General features: G+C 45.9%; 14 protein-coding genes and 1 riboswitch. Of the genes, 8 read left to right on the top strand and 6 right to left on the bottom strand.

What is annotated here, in order from left to right; genetic code table 11:
- Positions 1-92 precede the first annotated feature (92 nt).
- Positions 93-605 carry a gamma carbonic anhydrase gene (locus ABU165_RS00320; protein ID WP_009795269.1) on the top strand — a complete coding sequence of 171 codons (513 nt, stop codon included), beginning with the start codon at positions 93-95 and terminating at the stop codon, positions 603-605.
- A 118-nt stretch (positions 606-723) separates the two neighbouring features.
- Entirely contained in the window at positions 724-1599 is an 876-nt protein-coding gene (locus ABU165_RS00315; RefSeq protein ID WP_009795270.1) for a C39 family peptidase, read from the top strand.
- On the opposite strand, the gene asnB is transcribed toward ABU165_RS00315, so the two are convergent.
- The 3 genes from asnB to ABU165_RS00300 form a co-directional block, all read right to left on the bottom strand.
- On the bottom strand, positions 1596-3500 hold the full coding sequence (asnB, locus tag ABU165_RS00310) for an asparagine synthase (glutamine-hydrolyzing) (RefSeq protein ID WP_009795271.1): 1905 nt from the start codon (positions 3498-3500) through the stop codon (positions 1596-1598). The two genes, ABU165_RS00315 and asnB, sit on opposite strands and share 4 nt — an antisense overlap.
- A 323-nt stretch (positions 3501-3823) precedes the next feature.
- Positions 3824-5023 (bottom strand): methionine adenosyltransferase, encoded by a 1200-nt coding sequence (gene metK / locus ABU165_RS00305; protein ID WP_094769578.1) that lies wholly within the window; start codon positions 5021-5023, stop codon positions 3824-3826.
- Between the two features lie 431 nt (positions 5024-5454).
- Positions 5455-5632, bottom strand: a riboswitch (SAM riboswitch).
- 115 nt (positions 5633-5747) lie between these two features.
- Positions 5748-6113, bottom strand: a complete 366-nt coding sequence (locus tag ABU165_RS00300; protein WP_009795275.1) for a thiol-disulfide oxidoreductase DCC family protein — start codon at positions 6111-6113, stop codon at positions 5748-5750.
- Positions 6114-6482: 369 nt separating this feature from the next.
- Between ABU165_RS00300 and qoxA the strand changes: the two genes are divergently transcribed.
- The 4 genes from qoxA to qoxD are packed head-to-tail and all read left to right on the top strand — an operon-like array spanning position 6483 to position 10308.
- The gene (gene qoxA, locus ABU165_RS00295) at positions 6483-7430 is read left to right on the top strand and encodes a cytochrome aa3 quinol oxidase subunit II (protein ID WP_009795277.1); all 948 of its coding nucleotides are present in this window, start codon (positions 6483-6485) and stop codon (positions 7428-7430) included.
- A gap of 41 nt (positions 7431-7471) precedes the next feature.
- Positions 7472-9424, top strand: coding sequence for a cytochrome aa3 quinol oxidase subunit I (qoxB, locus tag ABU165_RS00290; protein WP_009795278.1), 1953 nt, complete (start codon positions 7472-7474; stop codon positions 9422-9424).
- Positions 9424-10020 (top strand): cytochrome aa3 quinol oxidase subunit III, encoded by a 597-nt coding sequence (gene qoxC, locus ABU165_RS00285; protein WP_009795279.1) that lies wholly within the window; start codon positions 9424-9426, stop codon positions 10018-10020. Before qoxB ends, qoxC begins: the two co-directional genes overlap by 1 nt.
- Positions 10021-10023: 3 nt before the next feature.
- Complete coding sequence (gene qoxD / locus ABU165_RS00280; protein WP_035403236.1) at positions 10024-10308, top strand: cytochrome aa3 quinol oxidase subunit IV; 285 nt, start codon at positions 10024-10026, stop codon at positions 10306-10308.
- A 1097-nt stretch (positions 10309-11405) separates the two neighbouring features.
- On the opposite strand, the gene ABU165_RS00275 is transcribed toward qoxD, so the two are convergent.
- Positions 11406-11648, bottom strand: coding sequence for a hypothetical protein (locus tag ABU165_RS00275; protein ID WP_009795282.1), 243 nt, complete (start codon positions 11646-11648; stop codon positions 11406-11408).
- Between the two features lie 270 nt (positions 11649-11918).
- On the opposite strand from ABU165_RS00275, the gene pckA reads away from it, so the two are divergent.
- Positions 11919-13508 carry a phosphoenolpyruvate carboxykinase (ATP) gene (gene pckA / locus ABU165_RS00270; RefSeq protein WP_318059621.1) on the top strand — a complete coding sequence of 530 codons (1590 nt, stop codon included), beginning with the start codon at positions 11919-11921 and terminating at the stop codon, positions 13506-13508.
- A gap of 84 nt (positions 13509-13592) precedes the next feature.
- Here pckA and ABU165_RS00265 read toward each other — a convergent pair whose 3' ends face one another.
- Entirely contained in the window at positions 13593-14039 is a 447-nt protein-coding gene (locus ABU165_RS00265; protein ID WP_094769582.1) for a DUF4385 domain-containing protein, read from the bottom strand.
- 72 nt (positions 14040-14111) lie between these two features.
- Positions 14112-14990 carry a LysR family transcriptional regulator gene (locus ABU165_RS00260; protein ID WP_318059622.1) on the bottom strand — a complete coding sequence of 293 codons (879 nt, stop codon included), beginning with the start codon at positions 14988-14990 and terminating at the stop codon, positions 14112-14114.
- Positions 14991-15100: 110 nt separating this feature from the next.
- On the opposite strand from ABU165_RS00260, the gene ABU165_RS00255 reads away from it, so the two are divergent.
- A complete protein-coding gene (locus ABU165_RS00255) occupies positions 15101-16180 on the top strand; it encodes a citrate synthase/methylcitrate synthase (RefSeq protein ID WP_318059623.1) in 1080 nt (359 codons plus the stop codon).
- The last annotated feature ends 30 nt before the right edge of the window (positions 16181-16210 follow it).

Below are 16210 nucleotides of genomic sequence, written 5' to 3'. Positions count from 1 at the left end.
TTCGCCAGAAAGTACAATCTTCTGAAAAAAATGGCGGCTTGCTCTGACAAAAAATGATAAAATCTAACTATTACAACTAGGGAGTGTATAAAATGATCTACCCATATAAAGGGAAATTCCCCCGCATTTCGCCGACAGCGTATATCGCTGATTATGCGACCATCACCGGGGATGTTGAAATTGGCGACGAATCCAGCATCTGGTTCAATACGGTTATCCGCGGCGACGTAGCCCCGACAATCATCGGCAAAAAAGTAAATGTGCAGGACAATTCCGTCCTTCACCAAAGTCCTGGCAACCCGTTAATCATTGAAGATGAAGCGACCATCGGACACCAGGTCATCCTTCACAGCTGCATCATCCGCAAAAAAGCGCTGGTCGGCATGGGGTCTATCATCCTCGACAATGCCGAAATCGGGGAAGGCGCCTTTATCGGGGCCGGCAGCCTGGTAGCTCAAGGCAAGAAGATCCCGCCCAATACACTTGCATTCGGAAGGCCAGCAAAGGTAATCAGGGAACTGACAGAAGAGGATATTAAGGATATGGAACGGATCAGCCGCGAATATGCCGAAAAGGGCCAGTATTATAAGTCGCTCAAAGACTAGAAGGCGGCTGCATAACGGACAGGCTAGTTACTTTATAGTTACCCTATTGGAAAAAACTTATGCTTATCAGCCAAAAGCGGCTGAATGGGCTGGAACACGATAACACAAGGTGGTGCAAATGAATTATCTCTTTATTGTTATTCTATTGCTGCTGATCTTTTTTCTTTCACTTCTTTTAAAAGCAAAGAAAGGAAAGCGTCTCTTCAGCCCTTTTATTCTATTTATCTTCATCGCTGTACTCCTTGCAGGGGCAATAGCCATTGACCATAATCAGCCAGGTTCGCCAGGCGGTATTGCAGACCGGATCAAGTCCTGGATCAAATCTCCTTTGACATCGGCGAGTTCCTTTTTGGACAAGACACTTGACCGGCCTATCATAAAAATCAAGGATGAGGTGCTGCTTGACGCCCCTGTTCTGCATCAGCTCCCTGAGCTTCCGCGGGGCTGCGAGGTTACTAGTCTCAGCATGCTGCTGCAGCATGCCGGGGTTCAGGCAGATAAAATGACGCTCGCAAAGGAAATAGAAAAAGAACCGACTCCCTACAAAAAGGAGAATGGCAAAGTATATTACGGCCATCCGAACGACGGCTTCATCGGTGACATGTATTCCCTTGATGGGCCAGGTCTTGGTGTATACCACAAGCCGGTCAAGGATCTGGCCGAAAAGTACCTGCCCGGCGAAATAATTGATTTGACCGGTTCTGATTTTACAGAGCTGAAAACGCATCTATCAGATGGACAGCCTGTCTGGGTGATTACGAACACGGCCTATCAGAAATTGGCTCCGGATTATTTTCAGACATGGGAGACGCCTAGCGGGCCGGTTAAGATCACTTATAAAGAGCATTCTGTCCTGATTACAGGATATGATTCTGGATACGTATATTTTAACGATCCGCTCACAGGAGAGAAAAATAAAAAAGCACCCATTGATGGCTTTGAAGAAGCCTGGGTGCAGATGGGAAGACAGGCAATTACCTATCTTTCCCGCTAGCCTTTCATAGGCTGAAAGGATGGTTCGCTGATCAGTTCCTTTTCAAATGAATATTTCTTTTCGACATACACATCATGCCAGAGCATAAACATGAGCACAGTCCAGATTTTCCTGCTGTTGTCTGCTTTATCCTGGCAGTGGTCTTCAAGAAGCTTCAGAATATAGTCTTTATTAAGCAAATGATCCGTGCTGCTTTCGCGGATTATTTTTTTTGCCCATCCGTTCATCTCGTCCTTCAGCCAGTGGCGGATCGGGACAGGGAAGCCAAGCTTTTTGCGGGTTAGCACATGGTCAGGCACAACGCCCTCCGCCGCTTTTCTCAAAATATATTTGGTCGTTCCATTGGCCGTTTTCAGGTTTGTCGGAATCCTTGAAGCTACATTGAATACCTCTTTATCAAGGAATGGCACGCGAAGCTCAAGGGAATGGGCCATGGTCATTTTATCAGCCTTCAATAGAATGTCGCCGCGCATCCAGGTGTGGATGTCGATATACTGCATACGGTCCACAGGATCATAGCCCTGGCTCTCCGCATATAAAGGCCTTGTGATATCTTTATAATCGATGCCGTTCTGGTAGACGCCAAGCAGCCTGCGCTTTTCTTCTTCAGTGAACATTTTTGCATTTCCGATATATCTTTCTTCCATCGGAGTCACGCCGCGTTCAATGAAGCTTTTGCCTTTCATGCCCTCAGGCATCATCCTGGCAATCAGCCTCAGGAAAGCTTTCCCGACCTGCGGTATTTTATTGAACATTTCAAGCGACTGGGGCTCACGGTAAATATTGTAGCCGCCGAACAGCTCATCCGCACCTTCGCCTGAAAGGACAACCGTTACATGCTTGCGTGCTTCACGGGCAACGAAATATAAAGGCACACATGCCGGATCTGCGAGCGGATCATCCATATGCCACATGATCCTAGGCAGTTCATCCATATACTCCTGCGGTGTGATCACATAGCTGATGTTTTCAACACCCAGCTTATCCGCTGTTTCTTTGGCTACATCAATTTCGCTGAATCCGTTCCGCTCAAAGCCGACAGAAAATGTCTTGATATTCGGATGGTATTGTTTTGCAATGGATGCAATGATGGAAGAATCGATGCCGCCGGACAGGAATGAACCAACCGGTACATCGCTTCGCATATGCATTTTAACAGAATCGAACAGGACGTCTTTTATTTCTTTCACAAATTCCGGCTCAGACTTTTGGACAGGCTGGAAGGAAGCTTTCCAATAGCGTTTGATGTCCATCGGAGAACCGATTTTCTTTGTGAAATAATGGCCCGGTTCAAGTTTATGGATGCCAGCGGACATTGTTTCCGGCTCCGGAACAAACTGGTAAGTCAAATAATGCTGAAGGGACTCATAGTTAAGGACGTCATTTTCCAGCGCCATCAGGATACTTTTCTTTTCAGAAGCAAAAAATGTTTTCCCATCATTTTCGAGGTAGAAGAAAGGCTTGATTCCGAAATGGTCTCTAGCCCCGTATAAGGACTGCTCCTGTTTATCCCAGATCACAAATGAGAACATGCCGCGGAGTTTTTCAACCGCTTTTTCCTTCAGGTGGCTGTATAGCGCGATGATTACTTCTGTATCTGAATTGGTCTCAAATGTAAGGCCTTCTTTTATGAGCTCTTCGCGAAGCTCCACATAGTTATAGACTTCGCCATTGAAAATGATCCAGTATCTCTCATTTTCATAGGTCAGCGGCTGATGGCCGCATTCGATGTCAATGATGCTCAGGCGGCGGAAGCCGAACTGGATATGTTCATCATTGTAATAGCCTGCATCATCAGGCCCCCTGTGGGTAATGATATTATTCATATTTTCAAACTGCTGCTTTTGCGCATCGTTCAGAACTTGCGCATTTTCATGGACACAGCCGATAAAACCGCACATTATGTAGTTCACCTTCTTCAATTTAGTCAAAATCCCATTCCGTCTGAAAAAAACAGCGGAAGGCATTCATGCCGGTGCAGTGTTTGCCCGGCCAGCCATAATCTGCTATATCACACATTAATCCCAAAAAACATACTCTCTAATACTACCACTAAACCTGAAAAAATGGCACTATCAACATGAAAAACAGGCAGGGGAAAAATTAGGCATTTACAAGAATTATTCACAGATCAGCAGACCGTTAAACGCTCTATCCCCTTAGACGAAATATAAAAGCGGGAGCTGCATATTTCAGCACTCCCGCTTTTTTGTTCTTATAAGGATTATTTTCCAGCCTGCTGGCGCAGTGTATCTGCTTTGTCAGTGCGCTCCCAAGGAAGATCAACATCTGTACGGCCGAAATGTCCGTAAGCTGCAGTCTGCTTGTAGATAGGGCGGCGCAGGTTCAGCATATTGATGATGCCTGCCGGGCGAAGATCAAAGTTATCGCGGACAAGGTCGACAAGCGTATCTTCGCTCACAGTTCCTGTTCCGAATGTATCAACAGAAATGGAAACCGGCTGCGCTACCCCGATGGCGTAGGCAAGCTGCACTTCAACCTTATCAGCAAGGCCGGCAGCGACGATATTCTTCGCTACATAGCGGGCTGCATAAGCTGCTGAGCGGTCAACCTTTGTAGGATCCTTGCCGGAGAATGCGCCACCGCCGTGGCGTGCATATCCGCCGTAAGTATCAACAATGATTTTGCGGCCAGTCAAACCTGCATCCCCTTGAGGTCCGCCGATAACAAAACGGCCAGTAGGGTTGATGAAGTATTTTGTATTTTCATCGATCAGTTCTTTTGGAACGACCGGATTGATGACATGTTCTTTCAGGTTGCGCTGGATTTGCTCCAGGCTGATTTCAGGATGGTGCTGTGTGGAGATGACAATGGTATCGATGCGTACCGGCTTGTCGTTCTCATCATACTCAACAGTCACCTGTGTCTTGCCATCCGGACGCAGATACGGAAGAATTTCTTCTTTGCGCACTTCTGTCAGGCGGCGTGATAATTTGTGCGCCAGGGAAATCGGAAGAGGCATAAGCTCTTTCGTTTCATTGCAGGCAAAGCCGAACATAAGGCCCTGGTCCCCTGCGCCGATCGCTTCGATTTCTTCATCTGACATTTGGCCTTCACGCGCTTCAAGCGCCTGGTCTACACCCATTGCAATGTCAGCTGACTGCTCATCAATGGAAGTCAAGACAGCACATGTTTCGGAATCAAAGCCGTATTTAGCACGGGTATAGCCGATTTCCTTGATTGTTTCGCGGACAAGCTTAGGAATATCAACATATGTAGATGTTGTAATTTCACCTGCAACAAGGACTAACCCTGTTGTAACAGATGTTTCAGCAGCAACGCGGGCATTTGCGTCTTTTGCTAAGATAGCGTCTAAAATTGCATCAGAAATCTGGTCACAGATTTTATCCGGATGACCTTCAGTAACTGATTCAGAAGTAAACAAACGGCGTTTATTTGACATCTGATTTCCTCCTTATTTATAAGAATAGAGTGAGGTTCTTATCCGGCGCTACACCTTATTCTTCCCCTCGGATTGATACGGTACTCATTCCCTAAGTAGTATTGAATAAACATGGAGTTTTTATCCCGCTCTCGCGTATGCATTGCTTCACAATCTGCATAACCGGCTGGTTCCATCCCCCGGTACGTGCATTCTCAGGCAAGTGCTGAAAAGGCAGGTCACCGCCGATGCAGAAAACCGGTCAAAGGCATTATATATAAGCCAGGCACAATAGAAATTGTATGATTTTATCCTGTTAAATGCATAGCCCTTGTAAATCAGCTTTATGCAAAAACTTCCATAATATGCAATTAAAAGACATCCCTCAAAATGCAAAATAAAAAACCTTCCCAAAGTGAAAAGGTTGAAAGCAAAATGATTCGCGCCTTTCACTCTTATCGTTCAAGGAATCTTCCTTGCGTCAGGTTAGCACCTTTGCTAAAAACAGACCATTGCTGGCTGGTAATTTGAACCGTTATGCTCTTTTCAGCATATATCCGTTTTCAAAAGCATCATTAGCAGGTTGCTGGGTTTCATCGGGCCTGTCCCTCCACCAGCTCGGGATAAGAGAGTATCCGTTCAAGGTAAAATCATAACGTACAGATGTAGCGGCGTCAATCATTTTCTCCGCTATAGCAAGAAGAAATTCATCCTGCACCTGCAGAAAATCTGATATGGAAATTAATCACAGGGAACAGCTGCCGTCCTTGCATTTCTTCCTAAGCAGTTTGTGTCTGTTCCGTGCAATCCACCGGTATACCGGAACCCCGGCAGCAGATGCGAAAGGAAGGTGCATAAAGAGCCCGAGAACGAAGGTCAGGGGGAACAGCAGCAGCAGCCTTCTTACTGCATAGAAACCTTTCAGGACCTTTTTTTCAGGAGTTATAATATGAAGCTCTTTCCTCAGCTCCCTGCTGCTGAACTGAATTTCTCCATGCTCCTGTTCATATTTCTGGAGTGAAACCCAGTCTACCCTGTGGAGCAGGTCAAGCTTTTGGAAAGATTTTTTTGTCATCTGGCAAAGCTGGCAAGTATTGTCGTAAAGGGCCATCGTTTTCACATTACCATCTCCCGCCTGTAAAATCGTGCTTTTTATTAAATTTTACCATACCTTTCAATCAATATAGAAGCAGTGTAAACTTATATCTATATAATATATGTTTCATTATAAATAATGCCTCTTCTGCTTAGCTGCAGGAGTTTCCCCCGCCTTGGCAAGCCCCCTTAATTTCTGTTGTGCAAATAATATGCCGCAAAGTTCGGAAAGAATTTCTATCTTCTTGAACAATTTGTGACACCTTTCACATTCTATTGAATTACCCTTTAAAATTGCTTATGATGATAACAGATTGTGAACTATGTAACATATACACTATTATTATGTTATTAAACTTTCAGCCATTGAGAAAGGGGCTTATCCATGAAAAAGAAATATTCTTTGCTTTTAGGAATATTTACAATCATTACTATTCTATCAGGCTGTGAGCCGCTGATGGTGCTGGATCCCAAGGGGCCTCAGGCCGCCGTCCAGGCAAAAGACATCATCCTGTCAACGGCAATCATGTCTGTCATCGTCCTTGTGGTTTTTGCCATGCTTGCTTATATGCTCTATAAATACCGCTCTTCAAAGCAAAGCAAGGATTATGAACCGCCGCATATTAAAGGAAATCTTCTGGTCGAAGCGGTCTGTGTCGGTATCCCCGTCCTGATCGTCATCTTCCTTTCGGTTGTATCCACACAAAGCAACTATAAAGTGGAATCAGCACCTACAGGATACGGCGACAAAGAGCCTTTAGTCGTATATGCATCATCTTCTAACTGGAAATGGCATTTCAGCTATCCAGAAGAAGATATCGAAACAGTCAACTATCTATATGTACCGACTGACCGCCCGCTTGAATTTAAGCTCTATTCATACGGACCGATCACAAGCTTCTGGATCCCTCAGCTTGGCGGACAAAAATATGCCATGGCTGATATGGTCAACACATTGCACCTGGGAGCAGATGAACCCGGTGAATATATGGGGCGCAATGCCAACTTTAACGGAAAAGGCTTTGCTGAAAATACATTCAATGTAACAGCCATGCCGCAGGAAGAGTTTGACCAATGGGTTGATGACGTGAAAGATACGGCTGAGCCTCTTACGGAAGAAAAATTCAATGAACTGCTTGAACCGGGGCATCTTGGACAGTCGACTTATACCGGAACACATCTTGATTTCATGCCCGCACCTGAAGGCGAGCATGGCGGCCATAACCATGGTTCCAGCTCTGACAGCCATGATGCTGACTCAGATCATGAACATATGGATATGGAAGAGGACGGATCTGGCGACAATGGCCACTCAGAACATGAAGGCCATTAATAAGAACAGACCCGCTACCCTAGAAAGGAGTTTAAAATCCTATGGAATTCTTTGAACGTTTTGCCATTCCGCATCCCAGCCCTGTAATCTATGCGTCAATGGTTGCTATAGGTTTAACGGTTATTGCCATCATTGCAGGCTTGACTTATTTTAAAAAATGGGGCTATCTGTGGAGAGAATGGCTGACAACAGTCGATCATAAACGGATTGGGATCATGTATCTGATTTCTGCCCTGCTCATGCTTTTCCGAGGCGGCGCAGATGCCATCATGATGCGTGCCCAGCTGGCTGTGCCGGACAATACCCTCCTTGACGCACAGCACTATAATGAAATTTTCACAACGCACGGAACAGTTATGATTCTGTTCATGGCAATGCCATTCATCATGGCTTTCATGAACTTTGTTGTGCCGCTCCAAATCGGGGCACGCGACGTTGCTTTCCCTAAACTTAATGCACTCAGCTTCTGGCTCTTCTTCATGGGTGCCATGCTGCTGAACATCTCATTCGTAATCGGCGGTTCGCCTGATGCCGGCTGGACTTCCTACTTCCCTCTTGCAGGGACTGAGTTCAGCGAATCAGTCGGAACCAACTATTATATGTTCTCACTGCAAATCGCTGGTTTGGGTACATTGATGACCGGTATCAATATGGTAACCACCATCCTCAGGATGCGTGCTCCTGGCATGACATTGATGAAAATGCCAATGTTCACATGGTCATCACTTGTTGCCAGCATCATTATCGTATTTGCTTTCCCTGTACTGACTGTTGCTCTTGCAATGGGATCTCTTGACAGATTATTTGCCACCAACTTCTTTACGACCAGCAATGGCGGTATGGATATGCTGTGGGCAAACTTCTTCTGGGTATGGGGACACCCTGAGGTATACATTCTGATACTTCCTGCTTTCGGTATATACAGCGAGATCATCTCAACGTTCGCACGCAGGAACCTTTATGGCTATAAATCAATGGTAGGATCCATGGTGATCATTTCACTCTTGTCCTTCCTTGTCTGGACCCACCACTTCTTTACAATGGGCCAGGGAGCTTTGACAAACAGTATTTTCTCTATTACAACCATGGCGATTGCCGTGCCGACCGGAGTTAAGATCTTCAACTGGCTCCTGACGCTCTGGAAAGGGAAAATTACGATTACGACGCCAATGCTTTATTCCCTTCTCTTCATCCCGATTTTCACAATCGGCGGGGTAACAGGTGTCATGCTCGGAATGTCGGCTGCGGATTACCAGTATCATAATACAATGTTCCTGGTTGCCCACTTCCATATGGTTATTATTCCGGGTGTAGTTTTCGCGATGCTTGCCGGTTTCCATTTCTACTGGCCGAAAATGTTCGGCTACATCCTGAACGAAAAGATCGGGAAGCTGACTGCATGGATTATCTCCATGAGTACACTCCTTGCTTTCATGCCGATGTTCTTCTCAGGATTGGACGGACAGGCGCGCCGCGCGTACACTTATTCTGAAGCTACTGGATACGGCATCTGGAATATGCTTTCCTTTATTGGAGCTGCAGGGCTTGCTGTCGGATTCGCCCTGATTGTATACAATGTGTATTACAGCACACGCTATGCTTCAAGAGATATCGGTTCAGATCCTTGGGATGCACGTTCCCTTGAGTGGGCGACAAACACACCGGTGCCGGTATATAACTTTGCCGTACTGCCTGAGGTGAAGACTTCTGAAGGCCTCTGGGATGCGAAGAAACACGGACACAACCTATTCCCTGGCAAATATGAAGAAATCCATATGCCGAATAACAGCGGCTTGCCATTTATCTTAAGCTGCATCTTCTTTGCATGGGGCTTCTCCTTCATCTTTGCTATGTGGATTCCAGTCATCATCACAACGATCGGAATCTTTGCCTGCATGGCAGTATGGTCGTTCCAAAAGGATTATGGCTACCATATCCCGGTTAAGGAAATCGAAAAAACTGAAAATGAAACTAATATGCGGGGTGCTAACTAATGAAAATAGATCACTCGCTGCCGCTTGAATTTAGTACTGAAGAAAATAAGACAAAGATATTGGGATTCTGGATTTTCCTTGGTGCGGAAATCATGCTTTTCGCAACACTCTTTGCCGGATATTTTACCTTGGTGGACAGGACCGGAAGCGGTCCGTCTGCCGGTGAAATCTTTGAGATCTCACCTGTTTTGATAGAGACATTTGTTCTTTTGACGAGCAGCTTTACGATCGGGCTGGCGATTCATGCCATGAGGCTCGGCAATAAAAAAGCGATGCTTGCATTCTTTGGGATTACCATCCTTCTTGGACTTGGATTCCTGAGTGTAGAAATATACGAGTTCATACACTATGTCCATATCGGTGCAGGACTTCAGACAAGCGCCTTTACAGCGATCCTGCTCACTACACTGGGGACTCACGGACTCCACGTTACGTTCGGGATTTTCTGGGGACTGGCAATCATGCTGCAGGTGAAAAAACGCGGATTGAATCCCCACACTGCCAATAAGTCATTCATCTTTTCACTGTATTGGCACTTCCTTGATGTTGTGTGGATCTTCATCTTCAGCTTCATTTACCTGAAAGGACTGATGTAAACAATGAGCGAATTATTTCCTCGCAAACAAGTGATGGGCTTTGTATTCTCACTAATCCTGACAGCAGTGGCCCTCATGGTTTACTTCTTTGACATGTCCTATGCAGTCGGGCTGACGATCCTTGTTATTACGGCATTCATACAGGCTGCACTGCAGCTGGTCGTATTCATGCACGCAGGAGAATCAGATGACAAAGGAACGATTTTCACCAATATTTATTATTCGATCTTTATAGCCCTGGTGACTGTGTTTGGTACATTGCTTACCATGATTTGGGGTTATATGTAAGACTAAAAGCGGAAGCGCCTTGCTTTAACCATAAAAAATAGGAGCGTCAAAATGGCGCTCCTATTTTTTTTTGCCTTATAAATGAAGGCTGTTGATTTGCGTTCCAGGCACTTCGCTTTCCGCGGGGCGGCGCTGAGCCTCCTCAGAGCATGCTCTTGCGGGGTCTCAGCTTTGCCGCTGCAATCCCGCAGGACGTTGAATCCTCTTCCTCGATGTTTCTTCGCACGAGAAAAATGCGCATGCATTTTATGAGGAGTCTACGTGCCTTGCACTCCAATCAACAGGACTAATTAACTTTTTTGCAGGTTTGATTCCGGCATTTCATTAATCCATTACTGTACCTCAGAATAAAGATTGGCTCATTTCGTAAAGGGTCGTTGCTTATTCTTATAACCAAGAACAGTTTACATTTTGTGGTATCACTTTATGAGAGACTTATTCGAATGATTGAGCAGTTTAGTGAAGGATTGTTTATAAAAATCTGGAAGTCTTCCCCTTACTTGAGTGGCCAGCAAGCCATAAAATAAGCGGAGATTTTCTGGCTAGGCTGCTGAATATGGGATGGCGGGCATAAATAAGCGGAGATTTTCCGGTTAAGGGAAGCGAAGTTGCCCTTTTTCCTGTTTTTTGAGTTGATAGCCGGAATTTCTCCGTCTATTTGAGCTATTTTTAAAGCTTTTTAGAAAGTAGGGGGAATTCATCCACTTATTTTACAACCTGTCACTGATTCCCACATTCAGGTCCGGGAAGGTCTGCTCTTTTGAACGCCCCCCGTATAAATGAGGACTGCTGATTTGCGTTCCAGGCACTTCGCTTTCCGCGGGGCGAAGTTGACCCCCCTCGCGCTCCGCGCTGTGGGGTCTCAACATTTTCGCTGCAATCCCGCAGGGGTCTTCGTGCCTTCCACTCCAATCAACAGGCTTACTTAACTTTTTGTGCTTTCGGGTTCCGGCGATTTATTGCCATTACTATACCTAAGAGAGATAAGGAAATCAGAACATCAGATCTTATGTGGCACCTAGAAATCAAAAAGGGGACTGAAAAGCTTTCTCAGTCCCCTTTTTCCTGCAAAATAAAAGGAGCGTCATCCGACGCTCCTATTTTTTGTGCTGTACTGTCAGTCTGCAGCCTTCTGTTTTTTCGAGCATTTCTTCTGTTGCTTTAAAGAAGATGCCCATGAGGAAAATGAAAACTGCTCCGATGACCATTCCGATTCCGATAGGAGTCAGTAAGCTGGAACCGTTTGCAAAAAATCCAGCCAGAAAAGTGAGAATTCCAGCTGCCAGGATGGCTCCGCCGATATTTTTGGTGAAGATTATAACCTTTTGATTGCTGTTCATGCTTATCGCTCCCCTTTTTTCCTTATTATCCCTCTTCGTTCACCATATTGTCAATATATATTCACGAAATATCCCTTGACTTTGTTATTTTTTTACCCTTAACAACAAAAAATTATGCAGCTTTCCTCTCAGAATAGGTGAATTGTTACAATTTCTTGTTAACACAAGGAAAAAAGTTAAATAGTATAGATTAATAATTTAAATGTGTTATACTATTTTTGAGATGTAATCACTTTCAAAAACAAATTGGCAAAGGAAGGTATTCATCAGATGAATTCTGTAAGCATCCCAAACGAACTCAGCACCCTATTGCAAGGCCAGAATATTCAAATGCAATTGTCTGTACCCCAGCTTGTGGAAAAAGTACTGAATAAACAGGAAGGCGTCCTGACGGCAACTGGTGCAATCTGCGCCACAACCGGAAAATATACCGGCCGGTCGCCAAAGGATAAATATATTGTTGAAGAAGCATCCGTGAAGGATAAGATCGACTGGGGACCAGTGAACCAGCCTATTTCCGAAGAGATCTTTTCCAGTCTTTATACTAAAGTGATCGATCATTTAAAAGATAAAGAAGAAGTTTACGTGTTTAAAGGTTTTGCAGGAGCCGACACAAAGCACAGGTTTCCTATTCAAGTAATCAATGAATATGCATGGCACAATCTTTTTGCCCATCAGCTTTTCATACGTCCTTCTGAAGAAGAGCTGCTCGAACATGAAGCTGCCTTCACTGTCATTTCCGCCCCTGATTTTAAAGCAGATCCGGCTATTGACGGGACACAGTCCGAGACGTTCATCATTGTATCCTTCGAGCGCAGGACTATATTGATTGGCGGCACGGAATATGCCGGGGAAATCAAGAAGTCGATATTCTCTATCATGAATTATGTCCTTCCGGAAAACGGCATCCTGTCTATGCACTGTTCGGCAAACGTCGGCACAGAAGGCGATGTGGCCCTTTTCTTCGGGCTGTCCGGAACAGGGAAAACGACACTTTCCGCTGATCCAAACCGCCGCCTGATCGGAGATGATGAGCACGGCTGGTCATCAACAGGAGTTTTCAATGTCGAGGGTGGATGCTATGCAAAATGCATCGGCCTGACACGCGAGAAGGAGCCGCAGATTTTTGACGCCATCCGCTTCGGATCTGTCCTGGAAAATGTCATCGTCAATCAGGAGTCACGCCTTCCGGATTATGACGATAATACATTGACTGAAAATACCCGTGCGGCCTATCCGCTCCAGGCTGTCGACAATATCGTCGATCCTAGCGTCGCCGGCCATCCGAATACGATTATTTTCCTGACGGCGGATGCGTTTGGGGTACTGCCTCCAATCTCCAAGCTTTCTAAAGAGCAGGCCATGTACCATTTCTTAAGCGGCTATACGTCAAAGCTTGCCGGAACTGAGCGCGGCATCACTTCCCCGCAGGCCACATTCTCAACCTGCTTCGGGTCACCGTTCCTGCCTTTGCCGGCAATGAGGTATGCTCAAATGCTCGGCGAGAAAATCAGCGAGCATAATGCCAACGTCTTCCTTGTCAATACAGGCTGGACAGGCGGGGAGTACGGAACAGGCAGCCGCATGAAGCTTGCCTACACACGCGCAATGGTTCAATCTGCTTTGATCGGTGAACTGAATCATGCTGAGACAGCAAAAGATGAAATCTTTGGCCTTGAGATTCCGCTTCACGTGCCTGGTGTTCCTGATGATGTCCTTCAGCCAGTAAAAACATGGGCAGATCCGGAAGCATATGCCGAAAAAGCAAAAGAGCTTGCCGCCCAATTCAGGGCCAATTTCAAAAAATTCACAGACGTACCGGCTGAAATCGAGGAAAAAGGCGGTCCTTCAGAGGCCTGACTATTGATTAAAGCTGAGATTCTTTTAACAGTGAATAGGTAAAAGCAGCAAGCCGTGCCCGGAATCCTGGCACGGCTTGCTGTTCTATCCATATTTCTTTTGATGGGCTTTTTTTAGTTCCAGGTACTCCTGGTCCTCTCTGATCAGGTTCCATTTTTCCTTAAAAATACGTGCCGACTCCGCTTTTTCCTCATCAAGGGTCCTTTCCTTTACCTCCCCATCATCATCATACTTGCGTCCGCCTTTATAATTCGCATACCGCCTTGCACGCGTATAACCCATCTGAATGAATTTACGGCTCATGTCCATGCCGGGAAAATCTCCTTTTTTCTTATACTCCAAATAAAGCTGATAAATCTTTTCCGATGACTCCTTTGCAATCTCCGGCGTCCGGAAACGCCAATGGGGAAGAATTTCACTTTTATATGGTTCGACCAGCAGCACCCCCTGCTCCCCTCTCCCAACCCTGTATTTCTCCGGATTTTTGCGGAAATCGATCTGTTCAAAGTCCATTTTATAATCAAATGCCACTGTTATCATCTCCCTGCTTATCCATTCCTTTTCAGCCAGGCTTCAAAACAACATGCAGCAGTTTGCCCTCTTTTAGATTCTGTAATTGGATAGAAAGCTTAAAAATTCCCTCTGCTTTGAATGGCTGTACCGCATGATTGCATAGGCAGCTGCTTCCGGCAGCTGTATATTCCTGCACTCTACCTCCAAAAGCCGTCCTTCCAGAAGCTCCCGCCTCACAGTCGACTCAGGCAGGAAAGATACACCAAGGCCTTCGGCTATAAAGCGCTTGGTTATATGCGTCTGCGACACCCGCATCATTTTCACGCGGGGATAACGAATCTTTACCGCCCTGCAAAGCTGGTCCCAATAGCCTGGGTGGTTATGTGTCAGAAGATAGGCAGACAAGAGAACCTCTTCTTCATCAAGGGGCGGGGCACTTTCCGAATCTCTCCCGTCATGTCCGGCGACAAGCATTACCCTGTCATTGTATAGAAGCTCTGATATCATTTGCGGGTCAGCGGCCGGAAGACATGAAAGGCCAATATCCACAACCCCCTTGCTGACAGCTCCTTCTATATCGGAAGAATCAGCGATGACGACTGAAATCTCGACCTCTGGATGCTGTTTTATATAGCTTTTCAGTACATATGGAAGGATGGTATCAGCAACCAGCGGGGAAATAGCAATATTCAGCGATGAAGTGAACCCCTGTGAAATGGACTGCAAATCTTCGAGACTTTCCTGATGGACAGCCATCAGCTTCCGGCAGTGTTCCAGATATCTTCTGCCTTCTTCGGTCAGTTCCACCTTTCTGCCTCCCCGTTCAAAAAGAGATGCCCCGGTCTCTTTTTCCAGCTGCCTTATATGAACTGTAACAGTAGGCTGTGAGATATAAAGCAGGTCTGCCGCTCTCCGGAAGCTGCAAGTCTCTGCCGCTGCAATAAATGTTGTCACCCAGCTTAAATCCATAGCTCCACCCTTCCTGATTAATTTTCTTAATCATTTCAATTAAAAATAATTAATTTTCTTAATAATTAATATTTTATACAATGAAAGCAGATAAGGAAAGGAGAATGAGAATGATTGCTAAAGGATTAAAAGGAATCATTGCTGCTGAAACCTCCGTTGGCCATGTGGATGGATTGAAGGGACAGCTGATTTACCGGGGCTATGAAATCGGAGAACTGACCAGGAAGTGCTCTTTTGAAGAAGCAGCTTTCCTGCTTTGGCATGGCCGCCTGCCCGCCCGCGGGGAACTGGACGATTTGAAGACTGAACTCCACTCATTCAGGGCGATTCCTCCGCATGTGGCCAGCATTATAACAGCCATGCCCGTGTCTTTCAGCATGATGGACGTGTTAAGAACCGCTGTATCCTCACTTGGAGGAAGCCTGGAAAAGCCTGCAGTAAGGCAGGCTGTCCAGCTGACCGCTCTCATACCAGTGATGATCGCTTTCAGGAGCCGGCTGCTGGAAGGGAAGCAGCCGGTAGATCCTGAACCCTCTTTGGGCCATGCTGCCAATTATCTTTATATGCTGAAGGGACAAATCCCTGAAAAGGCCCATTCAGAGGCTTTGGAAACGTATCTGCTTCTTACAATGGAACATGGGATGAATGCTTCGACTTTTTCAGCAAGAGTGACTGCATCCACAGAATCAGACCTTATTTCAGCCATTACTTCAGCAATCGGCACAATGAAAGGCCCGCTTCACGGAGGGGCTCCATCAGGAGTGATAGAGCTGCTGGATGAAATAATGGAGCGGGGAGATGCAGAAGCTGTCATCAGGGAGAAATTGGTGCGGGGGGAAAAGCTGATGGGGTTTGGCCATCGCATATACAAAACGCTGGATCCGCGGGCAGCAGCATTAAAGGATAAGCTTCAGCAGTTTGCCGGCCATGATACATGGCTTGATATGGCGCTGGAAACGGAAAAAACAGCATTGAGGCTTCTGGGGGAATATAAGCCGGGCCGGTCATTATATACAAATGTCGAATATTACGCAGCAGCCATCATGAAAGCCCTGAAGATGGATTCCTCCCTCTTTACACCTACATTCACTGCTGCCCGGATAGCAGGCTGGACAGCACACGTAATTGAACAGGCCGACAACAATGCGATCTTTCGTCCAGAATCGCTGTATATCGGTCCGCTTCACTAATCTTTCCTCTTCGGCCGTTTACAAAAAATG

Origin of the sequence: Cytobacillus sp. T106 (assembly GCF_040492155.1) — a bacterium.
GTDB classification, from domain to species: Bacteria; Bacillota; Bacilli; order Bacillales; family Cytobacillaceae; genus Bacillus_AB; species Bacillus_AB infantis.
Note: the sequence above shows the minus strand (reverse complement) of the source record. Positions and strands in the feature narration are given on the sequence as shown.

Excerpts from the sequence above, each read along its gene's own strand:
- ABU165_RS00320 (WP_009795269.1), top strand. The coding sequence starts at position 93 with ATGATCTACCCATATAAAGGGAAATTCCCCCGCATTTCGCCGACAGCG.
- ABU165_RS00260 (WP_318059622.1), bottom strand. The coding sequence starts at position 14,990 with ATGGATTTAAGCTGGGTGACAACATTTATTGCAGCGGCAGAGACTTGC.
- qoxC (WP_009795279.1), top strand. The coding sequence starts at position 9,424 with ATGAAAATAGATCACTCGCTGCCGCTTGAATTTAGTACTGAAGAAAAT.
- qoxA (WP_009795277.1), top strand. The coding sequence starts at position 6,483 with ATGAAAAAGAAATATTCTTTGCTTTTAGGAATATTTACAATCATTACT.
- ABU165_RS00275 (WP_009795282.1), bottom strand. The coding sequence starts at position 11,648 with ATGAACAGCAATCAAAAGGTTATAATCTTCACCAAAAATATCGGCGGA.
- pckA (WP_318059621.1), top strand. The coding sequence starts at position 11,919 with ATGAATTCTGTAAGCATCCCAAACGAACTCAGCACCCTATTGCAAGGC.
- ABU165_RS00315 (WP_009795270.1), top strand. The coding sequence starts at position 724 with ATGAATTATCTCTTTATTGTTATTCTATTGCTGCTGATCTTTTTTCTT.
- qoxB (WP_009795278.1), top strand. The coding sequence starts at position 7,472 with ATGGAATTCTTTGAACGTTTTGCCATTCCGCATCCCAGCCCTGTAATC.
- metK (WP_094769578.1), bottom strand. The coding sequence starts at position 5,023 with ATGTCAAATAAACGCCGTTTGTTTACTTCTGAATCAGTTACTGAAGGT.
- ABU165_RS00300 (WP_009795275.1), bottom strand. The coding sequence starts at position 6,113 with ATGGCCCTTTACGACAATACTTGCCAGCTTTGCCAGATGACAAAAAAA.
- asnB (WP_009795271.1), bottom strand. The coding sequence starts at position 3,500 with ATGTGCGGTTTTATCGGCTGTGTCCATGAAAATGCGCAAGTTCTGAAC.
- ABU165_RS00255 (WP_318059623.1), top strand. The coding sequence starts at position 15,101 with ATGATTGCTAAAGGATTAAAAGGAATCATTGCTGCTGAAACCTCCGTT.
- qoxD (WP_035403236.1), top strand. The coding sequence starts at position 10,024 with ATGAGCGAATTATTTCCTCGCAAACAAGTGATGGGCTTTGTATTCTCA.